This is a genomic window from Streptomyces sp. NPDC104381 (assembly GCF_055583745.1).
Map to the genome: position 1 here is coordinate 918,306 of NZ_JBVJNK010000002.1, position 13,251 is coordinate 931,556.

The 13,251-nt window shown below is 68.2% G+C and carries 13 protein-coding genes; 6 read left to right on the forward strand and 7 right to left on the reverse strand.

Going from position 1 to position 13,251, the window contains the following annotated elements:
* Positions 1 to 120: 120 nt before the first annotated feature.
* Both ACZ607_RS08840 and ACZ607_RS08845 read right to left on the reverse strand, forming a co-directional pair.
* Complete coding sequence (locus ACZ607_RS08840; RefSeq protein ID WP_469733185.1) at positions 121 to 1,113, reverse strand: tropomyosin; 993 nt, start codon at positions 1,111 to 1,113, stop codon at positions 121 to 123.
* A 382-nt stretch (positions 1,114 to 1,495) separates the two neighbouring features.
* Positions 1,496 to 1,882 carry a WXG100 family type VII secretion target gene (locus tag ACZ607_RS08845; protein ID WP_469733187.1) on the reverse strand — a complete coding sequence of 129 codons (387 nt, stop codon included), beginning with the start codon at positions 1,880 to 1,882 and terminating at the stop codon, positions 1,496 to 1,498.
* Between the two features lie 368 nt (positions 1,883 to 2,250).
* Between ACZ607_RS08845 and ACZ607_RS08850 the strand changes: the two genes are divergently transcribed.
* From ACZ607_RS08850 to ACZ607_RS08865, 4 genes are read left to right on the forward strand one after another with little or no spacing between them, the layout of a single operon-like run.
* Positions 2,251 to 3,771 carry an RNase A-like domain-containing protein gene (locus tag ACZ607_RS08850; protein WP_469733189.1) on the forward strand — a complete coding sequence of 507 codons (1,521 nt, stop codon included), beginning with the start codon at positions 2,251 to 2,253 and terminating at the stop codon, positions 3,769 to 3,771.
* A gap of 26 nt (positions 3,772 to 3,797) precedes the next feature.
* Positions 3,798 to 4,358 carry a hypothetical protein gene (locus ACZ607_RS08855; RefSeq protein ID WP_469733191.1) on the forward strand — a complete coding sequence of 187 codons (561 nt, stop codon included), beginning with the start codon at positions 3,798 to 3,800 and terminating at the stop codon, positions 4,356 to 4,358.
* 58 nt (positions 4,359 to 4,416) lie between these two features.
* The gene (locus tag ACZ607_RS08860; protein WP_037830470.1) at positions 4,417 to 4,716 is read left to right on the forward strand and encodes an RNase A-like domain-containing protein; all 300 of its coding nucleotides are present in this window, start codon (positions 4,417 to 4,419) and stop codon (positions 4,714 to 4,716) included.
* Between the two features lie 13 nt (positions 4,717 to 4,729).
* Positions 4,730 to 5,386 (forward strand): contact-dependent growth inhibition system immunity protein, encoded by a 657-nt coding sequence (locus ACZ607_RS08865; protein ID WP_469733193.1) that lies wholly within the window; start codon positions 4,730 to 4,732, stop codon positions 5,384 to 5,386.
* Positions 5,387 to 5,858: 472 nt separating this feature from the next.
* Here the strand turns inward: ACZ607_RS08865 and ACZ607_RS08870 are convergent, their stop codons facing one another.
* Together ACZ607_RS08870 and ACZ607_RS08875 are read right to left on the reverse strand one after the other, a co-directional pair.
* Positions 5,859 to 7,202: a class I SAM-dependent RNA methyltransferase gene (locus tag ACZ607_RS08870; protein WP_469733195.1), complete on the reverse strand. Its 1,344-nt coding sequence runs from the start codon at positions 7,200 to 7,202 to the stop codon at positions 5,859 to 5,861.
* Between the two features lie 102 nt (positions 7,203 to 7,304).
* The gene (locus tag ACZ607_RS08875) at positions 7,305 to 9,392 is read right to left on the reverse strand and encodes an APC family permease (protein WP_469733197.1); all 2,088 of its coding nucleotides are present in this window, start codon (positions 9,390 to 9,392) and stop codon (positions 7,305 to 7,307) included.
* A 392-nt stretch (positions 9,393 to 9,784) separates the two neighbouring features.
* Between ACZ607_RS08875 and ACZ607_RS08880 the strand changes: the two genes are divergently transcribed.
* Both ACZ607_RS08880 and ACZ607_RS08885 read left to right on the forward strand, forming a co-directional pair.
* Positions 9,785 to 10,453, forward strand: coding sequence for a potassium channel family protein (locus tag ACZ607_RS08880; RefSeq protein ID WP_014153600.1), 669 nt, complete (start codon positions 9,785 to 9,787; stop codon positions 10,451 to 10,453).
* Positions 10,453 to 11,130: a potassium channel family protein gene (locus ACZ607_RS08885; RefSeq protein WP_099176552.1), complete on the forward strand. Its 678-nt coding sequence runs from the start codon at positions 10,453 to 10,455 to the stop codon at positions 11,128 to 11,130. Before ACZ607_RS08880 ends, ACZ607_RS08885 begins: the two co-directional genes overlap by 1 nt.
* Before the next feature lie 90 nt (positions 11,131 to 11,220).
* On the opposite strand, the gene ACZ607_RS08890 is transcribed toward ACZ607_RS08885, so the two are convergent.
* The 3 genes from ACZ607_RS08890 to ACZ607_RS08900 form a co-directional block, all read right to left on the reverse strand.
* Complete coding sequence (locus tag ACZ607_RS08890; protein WP_469733200.1) at positions 11,221 to 11,991, reverse strand: DUF3159 domain-containing protein; 771 nt, start codon at positions 11,989 to 11,991, stop codon at positions 11,221 to 11,223.
* Between the two features lie 3 nt (positions 11,992 to 11,994).
* Positions 11,995 to 12,405 (reverse strand): OB-fold nucleic acid binding domain-containing protein, encoded by a 411-nt coding sequence (locus ACZ607_RS08895; RefSeq protein ID WP_099176550.1) that lies wholly within the window; start codon positions 12,403 to 12,405, stop codon positions 11,995 to 11,997.
* Positions 12,406 to 12,509: 104 nt separating this feature from the next.
* A complete protein-coding gene (locus ACZ607_RS08900) occupies positions 12,510 to 13,217 on the reverse strand; it encodes a response regulator (protein WP_469733203.1) in 708 nt (235 codons plus the stop codon).
* Between the last annotated feature and the right edge of the window lie 34 nt (positions 13,218 to 13,251).

Consider the following 13,251-nt stretch of genomic DNA (forward strand, 5'->3'; position numbering starts at 1 on the left):
ACTCCACATGATGCGTCATCGGAAAGATGTCGGCCTGAGCGCATCACGGAAAAGCCCAGGTCAGAGACCGTTTCTCAGCTCGCCGACCTGCGTGTGGGTACCTGGAGCGTCAAACGAGCGTCACAGCCGACAGTCGGTGAACAGGCCGCCAAAGTGCCCGCCCGGGCCGGCTACAGGTGCAGTCCCACATGGTTCACGATGAACCGCTTCTCCTCGGAGTCGAGGGCGAAGTAGATGCGTCCGACCTCGTTGGGCGAGACGGCGTCCCGTACCTTGATGTGCGGCAGTCCGTCCCAGCGCTTCCCGTTGAACGTGAAGTAACGCTTGTCCTTGTCCTTGCTGAGTTTCTCGTCGTTGCGGCGCGTATTTCAGTCCGTGGTTGTCGTAGAACCACTGGGCCAGCCTGGGCATCTTGCCGGAATTGGAGTACAGGTCCATTGCAGCCTGCGCGAGGGCGGTCAGCCGGTCGGTCATCTCCTGGGGGTACGGGTAGCGGGAGTCCTTCCAGGCGTGCGCCGCTCTCGCCGTGAACACGATGTGATCCTCCGATGCCTTGGCGAGAGCTTCGAAAGTGAGCACGGCATCCGATCCCAAGGAAGGGATCTCGCTCCAGGCATCGAATGTGGCCGCCCGCCCGCTCCCGCCCTTCGACAGGCCCAAGTACTCGTTCTTCCAGTAGTCCCGGTCCTGACGCAGGGCCTCAGCGGTGGCGGCACCGTCTCGCGCCTTGTCGCGTTCCTCCCTGCAGCTCTGTGCCATGTTTTCCCAGGACGTGGAGTCCTCTTCGAGCTGCCGGACACGTTTCTGCAGTGCTTCGAGCTCGGCGGTCGTGTCTCCGGCTGCTTGGGCGCGCGACAACTGCTCCGCCGCCCTACGGGCTCCCGCGCGGTACGCAGCCTGCCGCGCACGTTCCCACGCCGTGTCACTGCCAGGGGCGATGACAGAGAGGTGGACAAGCGACAGCATCAACCGCCGTTCCACGAAGGACGCCTGGGACACCTCCTCACGCGAGTACGAGGGGTGTTCCAAGCCGAGGACGGGCCAGACCAGCCGGGCGCCACCGCTGGGTACGGCCAACTGCTCGTGGGCGCGCCGGACGGCTTGTGCAGTCACGTAGTTCAGAGTCACCACCTGGGCCAGGCCGGCCAGTTGTCCCGACGCGTCGGCCGCCGCGCTCCATCCCGCCTGGTCCCTGGGATGTGTCAGGAGAATGGGGAGCCGCGTGCGCAGCGCCAGGACATCAAGGAGTACGTCAGCATGGCTCTCCTCCCGGATCCGCTCGCGCAGGGCCGGCCGTGGGAGCGGACGGTGCAGTCATCCGGCCACGATGACGGCGCTCAGCACCCGCAACCAGGTGCGACGCGCGTACACCGTCCCGACGTACCCGCCCACGAGTGGCCGGTGCGTGCCACAGACGATCACACCCGATCGACCTCGTCCGGAGGCGGCACAGTGGATGACCTACCGACCATGTCGAGGGGACGGTACCTGTGCTTCAGAGGTCTTGCAGGCGGCTGCGGGGCTGCTGGTTCGACGGCGTGGACAGGGCGTCTGCGGCTGCTTCTACATCGACGTCGACCTGGACTCTGCGGAACTGTTCAAGAGTCTCGAGCTCTTGGTCCGTGAAGCCTCCTTCGCTCAGACGAATGGCCTCCGCCAGGAATTGAATGGTCTGCCCGATGCGCACGGCATCCTCCGCAGCTCCGCGGTGGAGCGATCGATAGGACGTTGCAGTGGGGCCCTGCCAGCCGGTCTCGATGCCGTCGACGATCTGGTCCATGCGCTTGAACTGCTTGCCGAGATACTCGTGCATGTCGTCCAGATCGTCCGCCAGCTTTTTCAACTCCGACGATGTGTAAGCGAGTTTGGACTCATCACCCATGTCGGCCCCCCACGTTCGAACCTGTGTCGCAAGCTGACCAACGAGGTCGTGGTGAAGGGGCACCTGAACTACGCCACAGCTAACAGGTCCGTACTCGAAGGCTGGGGAGGCAGTGCCTGACGGTCGGCCCCTCCTCACCCGCCCAGCCGTCGGGTGGCAGCGGCACCATCGACGTCAAGCCGAGCGACCTCTGGTCGGTCTCCGGTCGGGTCGCCGCGCAGCAGGACTTCCTGGTACTGGGTGCCAAGACGCTTCTCGAGGAGCTGGGCAAGTACCCCGACGCAGGCGGTGCCGGCACAGAGGCCGAGAAGTTCGCCCGGGCGTACAAGAAGATCGGCAATCGCTGGCTGGAGGTCTGGGGCCGGTCCGTGCTCAGCGTCGGCGGTGTCGCAGTCGGATTCACCGAGACGGCCAATGCCTACACCAGGGCAGATGTGGCGGCCCACCCCAAGCCGGGGAAGACGGCCGAGCAGCGCCCGCGGCCCGCGGTCATCGACAAGGCCCCGAACTTCGACTCGGTACCCGATATCAAGTGGGGCGACGACGACGGCGGTGACGACATCCTGCGCGGCCTGATGGAGGGCATACCCGAAATCGTCCGGGACCTCCTCCAGTCGCTGTGCAAGAACGTGTTCCGGATCGGACGAGTGGCGGACGTTCACCCCTTCCCGCAACAGCACTACCTCAACTCGCTCTGTCACAGCTGGATGAACGTATCCATCACCGCTACGTTGGGGGCGGACCAGCTCACCCAGGCGGTGGGCGCCATCACCAACCACCAGCAGGCGGACTGGGAAGCCGCAATGCGGACCTTCTGCAGCGCTCTATGGGGAGGGACGGCGTGGGGGCAGCAGCGGCACGGCTACCAGTGGGGGCAGACCGCCAACTCAGGTCCGGGCACGCCGCGGGTTCCCACGGGTAGTGAGCCGGTTCTGGCCGTGCTGAAGGACACTGCGGACAAAATCGCAACTATCCTGCGCGAGTACGCCGAGGCCGCCGTCGACCTCAACCGCGATGTCGCGGACGAGCTCCATCGCGCCATGTGGAAAGCCGCCAAGGAGATCATCGAAGATCTCGCGAAGCCCAAGGACCCCAAGAGCATCCTTGGCACCGTAACCTCCGTGATCGGCAAGGGCGCGGGCCTGGTCCTTTCGTTCGACGTCAAGACCGTACTGAACATCGATACAAGCAAGTTGAACGGGATCGTCGACAAGTACACCGGCATCCTGGGGGGCCTCACCACCCGCATGGAGGCGCTGAGGGAGCCGTTGGACGAGGCATTCCGGAGCGCACCCAAGTTCGACGCCGGCGTCGCCCGTTCACACGGCTTCGGTACCCGAGCCCTGGAGGAATTCAAGGACTCGAAGGTCTGGCTGAAGGTCGATTCGAACGGCAACTACGACCTGAACCTCGCCGCCAACGAATACATGGCGAACGGCCATACTTTGGACAAGCACGTCGGCAAGACGGACGAGCAGTTGGCGCAGCGCCTGCGCGACCAGCAGGCAGGCGGCCCGACAGCGGCCTGGCCCCACGGCAAGCCGATGCCCAGCGGCTCCTCCGCCTTCCCGAACTACCAGCGCGCCGAAGAATTGACCGAGCGCAACCTCAACACGAACAAGGCCGCCATCGAGGCATGGATCAAAGGGCCTCCGCCGGCCTCCGACGGCGACGTCAAGTCGTTCTACGACACGGTGCCGAGCGGCGAGACCAGTGGCCGCAGCGTGAGCAAGCAGCCGGTGGACCCCAACGACCCGCTGTCCGGGTACAAGCAGGGCGGTCTGAATGCCCAGGCGTACGACGTGAGCGGCGTCGACACGCGTATCCGCTACGACAGCAGCCGCAACCCTCCGTTCACTGTCATGACGTCGATGCCCTCCAAGCCGTAGCGAAAGCCGAGAAAGGCCAGCACAACATGTCCGTCGACCAGACGTCCTGGGAAGCCGCGGTACGGCACTTGTACGAGGACGCGTACCCGTACGACGCCACGGGCCCGCGTCGCCATGAGAACTGGGTCCTCGACGTCCTTGCTCTGATGGCACGGGCTCCGGACCCCCGCGGCTGGACCGGTCTCGATGACGCGGCTCAGAACCCGGAGCGCGAGGCGTCCCCCACGTATCCCTTCGTCGCCCACCCGCCGGAGTACATCGCGAGGCGTCTCCAGGAGATCGATCGGGACAGTGCCGAAAACCTGCTCCTCGCCCTTACGGACGACGGCTGCACCCTGTCCAACCTGAGTCGCTTCGCCGAAAGCGAGGCGGAGCTCCGGGCGATGGCGCGCACGATCCTCACGCGCTACGGGGACTCCGCCAGTTTCCACACCAACGTCAACAAGCCCGGTCACGTGATCGGCACGCTCGACTTCACATCGTCGGGCTGGGCGTACAGCCCGCTGAGCGTGTACTCGGAGGACTACGGCCTCATCGTCGTCTCGGACACCGAGGTGGGCATGTTCTGGAACTTCGCCGACTACTGAACCGCCTGCCACCCGTAGGAGCTCGGCTCCTGAAGAGGCAATCTGAGAGGATGCCCCCGTGCTGACCCGTTCCGCCTCCTATCCCGACCGGGAGACCGCCCAGTGGGCCACACAGCAGGTGGTGACCGCCAATGAACAGGCGGTCCACCGCTGGCTCGCTCAGAACACCCGGGTCCGCCTCACCCTCGAGGCAGCCTGGCCGTCCCGTGAGGAGCCCGTGGGCCGGGTCCAGCTGGAGGGCGACCTGCTGGCCGGGCGCGGCCCCGTCGACGTGCGCGCGGCGCGCGTGGTGCTGCGCCGCGAGCCTGCGAGTCCGCTCGGCTTCGTCGTCCACACGACCGTCCCGTTCTACCTGTAGGGGTCGCACGCACATGTCCATGAAGCCCCTCGAGCACGACCGGCGGTACGGCGAGCTGGACCAGGTGATGCGCGCGTATCTGGGTCAGTCGGCGGACGACACCCCGGAGCGGCGCAGTCGCGCCCTGGACGCGTATCTCCGTCACACGTGGCATACCCGCCCTGCGGCCGTCGCGGAGGCGGAGCGACAACTGCGTGAGTACAGCCGTAATCCTCCGGGCCGCATTCGGCAGGAGCTGGGTGAGTTCTACTCGATCCCGGACACCGGAAAGCCCCAGTCGGACATAGGCGACTGGCTGACAGTGCTGGCTGACCACCTGAAGAGAAGCATCGAGGAGGGCGACGTCCCGGAGCCATCGTCCCCGCAGACGCACTGGGAGTGGCACGCGCGTTTCCCGGAGACCGCGCAACTGCTGGGGGGCTGGTTCTCGCAGGACATCGTCGACGAGTTCCTCGGCCACGACGCCGCGGTCGCCGACTACGCCGACACCACAAACCCGCAGTTGGTCGCCCGCCTCGTGGGTGAACTGCACGAGTTGCTCGCCCTCCCCCTGGACGAGGGGGACTATGCCCTGGCTGCCGCCGAACTCGGCAGGGAGGTGGGCCCGCCGGAACCGTTCTCCCACGGCGCCTGGTTCCAGTCGCTGGCGGCGACGCTGTCCAACGTCTGATCCGGCTGGACGGTCGAGGGACGGGCGCTCCACAGCCGCAAGCAGTCACGAAGGTGGACAGCATCGCAGGGTCGAGCCCTCGCGGGACCCCACCTGAAGGTCCGACCGGCCGGTGACCGCAGTCCTTTGAGGACATCGCCAGGGTCTCAACAGCGCAACCCGAAGGAGACGCAGGCGATCCGCCCGGGCGGCCAGATGGCTCGCGGCAGCCAAGAAACCTCTCCTCCATAATGGCGCGACGACCCGTACTGCGCTGGGTTCGAGGCTCACCTGACACACCATAAGAATGAGCGTCGAGCCCGTCGTGCACCATTCCCAACGAAGGCCCCCGCAGACTGCTTACCTCTGCGCTCTTGGGTGAAACCGCAGGTCAGAGCAGCGTGTCTGGACGGCCGTGCGCTCCACGTCGTGTCCGGTGGAAAACATGCCGAGCGCATCTCGCCATGCCTGAGAACCCCGGTAAGACTGCAGGTCAGAGCCCCTTTGCAGCAGGCTCCAGAATCGCGACGCACTCAACATGCGACGTCATCGGGAACAGGTCGAACGCCCGCAGCGTCCGCACCTTGTAGCCGCCCTCCGCGAAGTACGCCAGGTCCCGCGCCAGCGCCGCCGGGTCGCAGGCCACGTAGGCGATCTTGCGGGCGCCCAGGCCCGCGAGGTGCTTGACCGTCGCCTTGCCGGCGCCGGCGCGCGGGGGGTCCAGGACGATCAGGTCGCACTCCGTGATCCCGGTGCGCGGCAGGACCTGGTCGACCTTGCCGTGTTCGATGCGGACCCGGTCCAGGTCCTTCAGGTTGTGCCGGGCGTCCTCGACCGCGCGCTTGCCGGACTCGATGCCCAGCACCGCGCCCTTCTCGCCGATGCGCTGGCCGATGGCTCCGGCGAACAGGCCCACGCCGCAGTAGAGATCCAGCGCCGTGTCGTTCTTGCGGGGCAGCAGCCCCTGCATGACCGCGCGGACCAGCGTGTCGGCAGCCTGCGGGTGGACCTGCCAGAAGCCGCCCGAGCCGACCCGGTACGTACGGTCGTCGGCGCGCTCGCGGACGAAGGCTCGGCCGTGGACGCGGTGGACGCCGCCGTCCCTCTCGTCCACGCGCATCACGGAGACCGGCTTGTCCAGCTCGACGAGCGGGAGGCGGCCGCCCTCGCGCGGGGTCAGGATGACCTGGCGGTCGTGGGAGCCGGTGGCGGAGATGGCCTCCACCGCGGCCATCTGCGGCCAGTCCTGCTTCTCGATGCCGAGCTCCGAGACACCGGGGGCGGCGATCAGGCACTCGTCGATGATCTCGACGTCGTGCGAGCGGTGCTTGCGCAGCCCGACCCGGCCGTCCTCGTCGACGGCGTACTGGACGCGGGTGCGCCAGGCCGGGACCTGGCCCGGCGGGAGCTTGTCGCCCTCGGCCGGCATGACCGTGCCGTCCCAGCCGGCCTCCTCGGGCGTGAGTCCCGCGAGGCGCTGGAGCTGTTCGGCGATCACTTCGCCCTTGAGGCGGCGCTGGGCGCCGGGCTTGGCGTGCTGCCAGTCGCAGCCGCCACACTTGCCGGGGCCGGCGTACGGGCAGGGGGCCGGGACCCGGTCCTTGGACGCCTCGACGACGGTGACCGCGTCGGCGCGCAGGAAGCGCGAGTCGCTGCCGCCCTCGGTGACCCGGGCGATGACCTTCTCGCCGGGGAGGGTGTGGCGCACGAAGAGCACCTGGCCCTCCGACGTACGGGCGATGCAGTGCCCGCCGTGGGCGACGGGGCCGACCTCGACCTCGTACTCCCGGCCGATCAGAGACTCCCCGGTCTGCGACGACGTGGATTCGTTCTGCATGGGGGGTGGCTCCAGGGATCAGGAAAAGCGGAAACGGCCGGACAACAGCCCACCAGTCTACGTGCGCGCGCGCCGGCCGCTCACCACAGCCGGCCCGCACGGTCAGCCCTTGGGTCCGCTCTCCTTGTGGCCGGGCAGGTGGCTGGACATGTGCCCGGCCTTGTGGGGCCGCCGCTCCACCGGGCCGCGGCGTACCGCTCCAGGCGCGTTCCAGTCCGCACGCCTCCTGGCGCGCACCTTCGCGGCCTCGGAGGACTCCAGCTGGTACGGCACGGAGGTCACCATCACCCCAGGGGTGAAGAGGAGCCGTCCCTTGAGCCGCAGCGCGCTCTGGTTGTGCAGCAGGTGCTCGTACCAGTGCCCGACGACGTACTCCGGGATGTAGACGCTGATCACATCGCGCGGCCGGTCCTTGCGCAGGCCCTTGACGTAGTCGATGACCGGGCGGGTGACCTCGCGGTACGGCGAGTCGAGGATCTTCAGCGGGATGTCGATGCCCCGCCGCTCCCAGTCCGTCCTGAGGGCCTTGGTCTCGTCCGGGTCGACGCTGATGGACAGCGCCTCCAGCTGGTCCGAGCGCACCAGCTTGGCGTACGCGAGGGCGCGCAGCGTGGGCCGGTGGAGCTTGGAGACCAGGACGATCGAGTGGACCCGCGAGGGCCTCATGGTGTCGTCGGACGGGCCGTCGGAGGCGGCGATCTCCTCGGCGACCCGGTCGTAGTGCCTGCGGATCGCGGTCATCGTGCCGAAGAAGATCACCATGCCGAGCAGGGCGACCCAGGCGCCGTGGCTGAACTTGGTGGCCAGGACGACGACCAGGACCAGGCCGGTGAAGAACGCGCCGAAGGCGTTGATCGCCCGGGAGCGGATCATGTGCCGGCGCGCGGCCACGTTCTTCTCCGTACGCAGATGGCGGTTCCAGTGCCGCACCATGCCGGTCTGGCTGAGGGTGAAGGAGACGAAGACGCCGACGATGTAGAGCTGGATGAGCCGCGTCGAGTCGGCTCCGTAGATCCAGACGAGCAGGATCGCCGCCCCGGCGAGCAGCACGATGCCGTTGGAGAAGGCGAGCCGGTCGCCGCGGGTGTGCAGCTGGCGGGGCAGGTAGCGGTCCTGGGCGAGGATCGAGCCGAGCAGCGGGAAGCCGTTGTACGCGGTGTTCGCGGCCAGGAAGAGCACGAGGGCGGTGGCCGCCGCCAGCAGGACGAAGAAGAACGTCCCGTCGCCGAAGACCGCCGCGGCGACCTGGGAGATGACCGGGTCCTGGGTGAAGCTCGCGCCGACCGGGGAACCGTTGTGGATCAGGTCCTTCGCGGGGTTCTCCGCCATCTTCACGTCGGTGGCCATGGCCAGGCCGATGATGCCGCAGAACATGGTGACGGCGAGCAGGCCCATGGCCGCGAGGGTGGTGGCCGCGTTCCTGCTCTTCGGCTTGCGGAAGGCGGGCACGCCGTTGCTGATCGCCTCGACGCCGGTGAGGGCCGCACAGCCGGAGGAGAAGGCGCGCAGGAGCAGGAAGACGAGGGCGAAGCCGGCGAGCCCCTGGTGTTCGGGCTTGATCGTGTAGTCCGAGGTGGGGGCGTGCATGCTGTCGCCGAGGACCAGCCCTCGGAACGCGCCCCACAGGATCATCAGGAAGACGCCGGCCACGAACAGATAGGTCGGGATGGCGAAGAGCTTGCCGGACTCCTTGACGCCGCGCAGGTTCATCAGCGTCAGCAGGACGATGGCTCCGATGGCGCAGAACGTCTTGTGCTCGACGACGAAGGGGATGGCGGAGCCGAGGTTCTCCACACCCGAGGAGATCGACACGGCGACCGTGAGGATGTAGTCGACGAGGAGGGCGCTGGCGACGGTCAGGCCGGCCTTCGGGCCGAGGTTGGTGTTGGCGACCTCGTAGTCGCCGCCCCCGCTCGGGTACGCGCGGACGTTCTGCCGGTACGAGGCGACGACGGTGAACATCAGGACCACGACCGCGACCGCGATCCACGGGCTGAAGTGGTAGGCCGACACGCCCGCGATGGACAGCACGAGGAGGACCTCCCCCGGTGCGTACGCAACGGAGGACAGCGGGTCGGATGCGAAGACGGGGAGGGCGATGCGCTTGGGGAGGAGCGTCTCCCCCAGCCTGTCGCTGCGCAGCGCCCGGCCGATCAGGATCCGTTTGGGCACGTCGGTCAGTTTGGACACGGTGAGGATCGTAAGCGCTCCCGGGACACGCCGCCGAAGCACCACCCCCTCCGCACCCCGAAAACCTTCATAGTTACCCGCCCTCATGGGAAAAGTCCATGGAATCCTTAACGAAATCCTTGCGGTGCGGGAGGGCCGGGGCCCCTCCGGAACACCGTCGCGTCGCCTCGCCGGCGCTCCGGGGGCCGGGGGCTCCGCCGTCCCCCCTTTGCTGTCCGGCCCGTGGGATACGCACACTCGGATGAGGCGGCTCGGGCGTCGCCGCATAAGCTCATCCACGGGCAACGCCGAAGGTGGTTGCCCCATTGTTTGCCCCGCAAGCTGAGAGAGAAGTGTGAGCAGGGTGTTTTCGCAGGTCATCCGGACGACCAGGACGGCGAGGTAGGCGCAAGGTGCACATCGTCATCATGGGCTGCGGGCGCGTCGGTGCCGCCCTCGCGCAGACCCTGGAGCAGCAGGGGCACACGGTCGCCGTGATCGACCAGGACCCCACGGCGTTCCGCCGTCTCGGTTCGGGCTTCGGCGGCAGGCGGGTCAGCGGGGTCGGGTTCGACCAGGACACCCTGCGGGAGGCCGGGATCGAGGAGGCCGGAGCGTTCGCGGCCGTCAGCAGCGGCGACAACTCCAACATCATCGCGGCGCGGGTGGCCCGTGAGATGTTCGGCATCGAGAACGTGGCGGCGCGCATCTACGACCCGCGGCGCGCCGAGGTCTACCAGCGTCTGGGCATCCCCACCGTCGCCACGGTCCGCTGGACGGCGGACCAGATGCTGCGGCGGCTGCTGCCGTCCGGCGCGGAGCCGCTGTGGCGCGACCCGAGCGGCGGTGTGCAGCTCGCCGAGGTGCACACCACGCCGTCCTGGATCGGCCACAAGATCAGCACACTGCAGGAGGAGACGGGCGTCCGCGTCGCCTTCCTCACCCGGTTGGGTGAGGCCATACTGCCCACGTCGCAGACGGTTCTGCAGGAGGGCGACCTGGTCCACGTGATGATGCGTACGGACGAGATCGCGAAGGTCGAGGAGGCCTTTGCCGAAGGTCCCGAGGAGGGCGGTCACTGATGCGCGTCGCGATTGCCGGGGCCGGTGCGGTGGGCCGTTCCATCGCGGCCGAGCTCCTGGAGAACGGGCACGAGGTGCTGTTGATCGACAAGGCGCCGACCGCCATCTCGGTGGAGCGCGTCCCGATGGCCGAGTGGCTCCTCGCGGACGCCTGTGAGATCACGTCGCTCGACGAGGCGGCGCTCCAGCGGTGCAACGTCGTGATCGCCTCGACGGGTGACGACAAGGTCAACCTGGTCGTCTCGCTGCTCGCGAAGACCGAGTACGGCGTGCCGAGGGTCGTGGCCCGGGTGAACAACCCGAAGAACGAGTGGCTGTTCAACGAGTCGTGGGGCGTCGACGTCGCGGTCTCCACGCCGCGTCTGATGTCCGCCCTGGTCGAGGAGGCGGTGAGCGTCGGCGATCTCGTCCGGCTGCTGCGCTTCAGCCACGGCGACGCCAACCTGGTCGAGCTGACGCTGCCGCCGGAGTCGGCGCTCGCGGGCATCCGGGTGAGCGCCGTGGCCTGGCCGGAGGACACCTCGCTCGTCACGATCATCCGTGGCACACGGGTGCTGACGCCGAGCCCCGAGGAGACCCTGGAGGCCGGTGACGAGCTGCTGTTCGTGGCCGCCCAGGCGCGCGAGGAGCAGTTGGAGGACCTGCTGTCGGTGCGCCGGGAGCCGGCCGGCGACTGAGCGGCCGTACGCAGACGGCCGTACGCAGATGAGGGGCCCCGGACCGTGGCACGGTCCGGGGCCCCTCACTCGTGCGGTGCCGGGTGCGGCTCAGAGGTCGTACGGGCGGGCCTCGGCGGCCCGCGCGCTCTGCTCCGCCTTTCGGGCCTTCTCGGCCTCCTCCTCCGCCTCCATCTCGGCGAACACGTCGATGGGCGGCGGCGCCTTGGCGAGGAAGACCCAGGTCAGATACACCGCGAGCAGGAACGGCGGGATCTTGAGCGCGACGAGCACCCAGCCGAGCTGGGTGGTGTCGGCCCACCAGTACAGCGGGAAGAGGATCGCGCACTTGGCGAGCAGGATCAGCCCCCAGGCGTAGCTGGCCTTGGCGTACGCCTTCTTGCGGCCGGGGTTCCTGGTGCGCCAGGAGAGGTTCTCCTTGAAGACCGGGCCGAGGATCAGGCCGATCAGCGGGAGACCCGCGAGGGTCGTGACGAGGTACGCGAGGGCCAGTCCGAGCGTGTAGATCATGCCCGGCAGGTAGAAGTCCTTGGCGTTGCCCGTCATCTTCGCGAAGAGCACACCGAAGGCCACGCCGAAGACGCCGCTGAAGGCGTGCTTGACGGTGTCCTTGCGGATCAGCCGTACGACGACGAGGGCCAGGGAGACGGCCAGCGCGGCGATCGCCGAGGCCGTCAGGTTCTTGTTGATGGTGAAGATCGTGACGAAGAGCAGCCCGGGCAGGACTGTCTCCACCATGCCGCGCACGCCGCCGAAGGCCTCGAAGAGCGCGGCTTCCGTGACCGCCTTCGCGTCGGCGTCCTGCTGGTCGGTGCGGTGGGGCTGGTCCGTATCGGACGTCGGCTTGTCGAGAGACGTCACCGGCTACTCCTTGCCGAGCGGTCGGAGTTCGTATTTGGGGTTGAACAGCACCCGGCGCCCGTGGCTCATGGCTACGCGGCCCGACGCGATGAGCTTGCGGCCCGGCTCGATGCCGACGATGGAACGCCGGCCCAGCCAGACCACGTCGAGCGGCGCGGTGCCGTCGAAGAGCTCCGCCTCCAGGGCGGGCACTCCGGCGCGCGGCCGCAGGGTGACGGTCCGCAAGGTACCAGTGACCTTGACGATCTGGCGGTCCGAGCACTCCGAGATGCGCGTGCAGCCCGATGCCTGCGTGTCCTCCTGCAGCTCCTCGGACTCGAGGTCCTCCTGGGAGCTGGACAGCCGGTCGAGCATGCGGCGGAAGCGGCCGGACGGCGTCCTGCCTGACTTCTCGGATCGGGAAACAGCGCTCATACCCGAAGGGTACCGGTCTCCTGTGGTAAGGGCGGGCCCGGACGGACGCCACCCGGACGAGTGATCCACGGAGACCCGCACGAGTGATCCGTGAAGACCCGCGATCACTCCGGGGCGGGCCGTCCCCGCTCGAAGCGGTACCCCATGCCGGGCTCGGTCACGAAGTGTCTGGGGTGCGAGGGATCCGCCTCCAGCTTGCGACGCAGCTGCGCCATGTAGACCCGCAGGTAGTTGGTCTCGGTGCCGTACGACGGCCCCCAGACCTCCTGCAGCAGCTGTTTCTGGCTGACCAGCCGCCCGGCGTTGCGGACGAGGACCTCCAGGAGGTGCCACTCGGTGGGCGTGAGCCGTACGTCGCGGCCCTCGCGGTGGACCTTCTTCGCCGCCAGGTCGACGGTGAACCCCTCGGTCTCGACGATCACCAGGTCGTCGCCGACATCCTGGCCGACCGGTTCCGCCCGGCGCACGGCGGCGCGCAGCCGGGCCAGGAGTTCGTCCATGCCGAACGGCTTGGTGACGTAGTCGTCGGCTCCGGCGTCCAGGGCCTCGACCTTCTCGTCGGAGGTGTGGCGGGCGGAGAGCACCAGGATCGGCACCCGGGTCCAGCCGCGCAGTCCTCTGATCACCTCGACGCCGTCCATGTCCGGCAGTCCGAGGTCGAGGACGACGACGTCGGGATGGCGGGCCGCCGCGAGCTGCAGGGCGGTCGCCCCGTCGGGTGCCGCGTCCACCTCGTACCTGCGCGCCTTCAGGTTGATCACGAGGGCGCGCACGATCTGCGGCTCGTCGTCGACCACGAGCACCCGGGTCATCGCGGGCCTGCCTTTCCGGAGTACGTGTACGGGG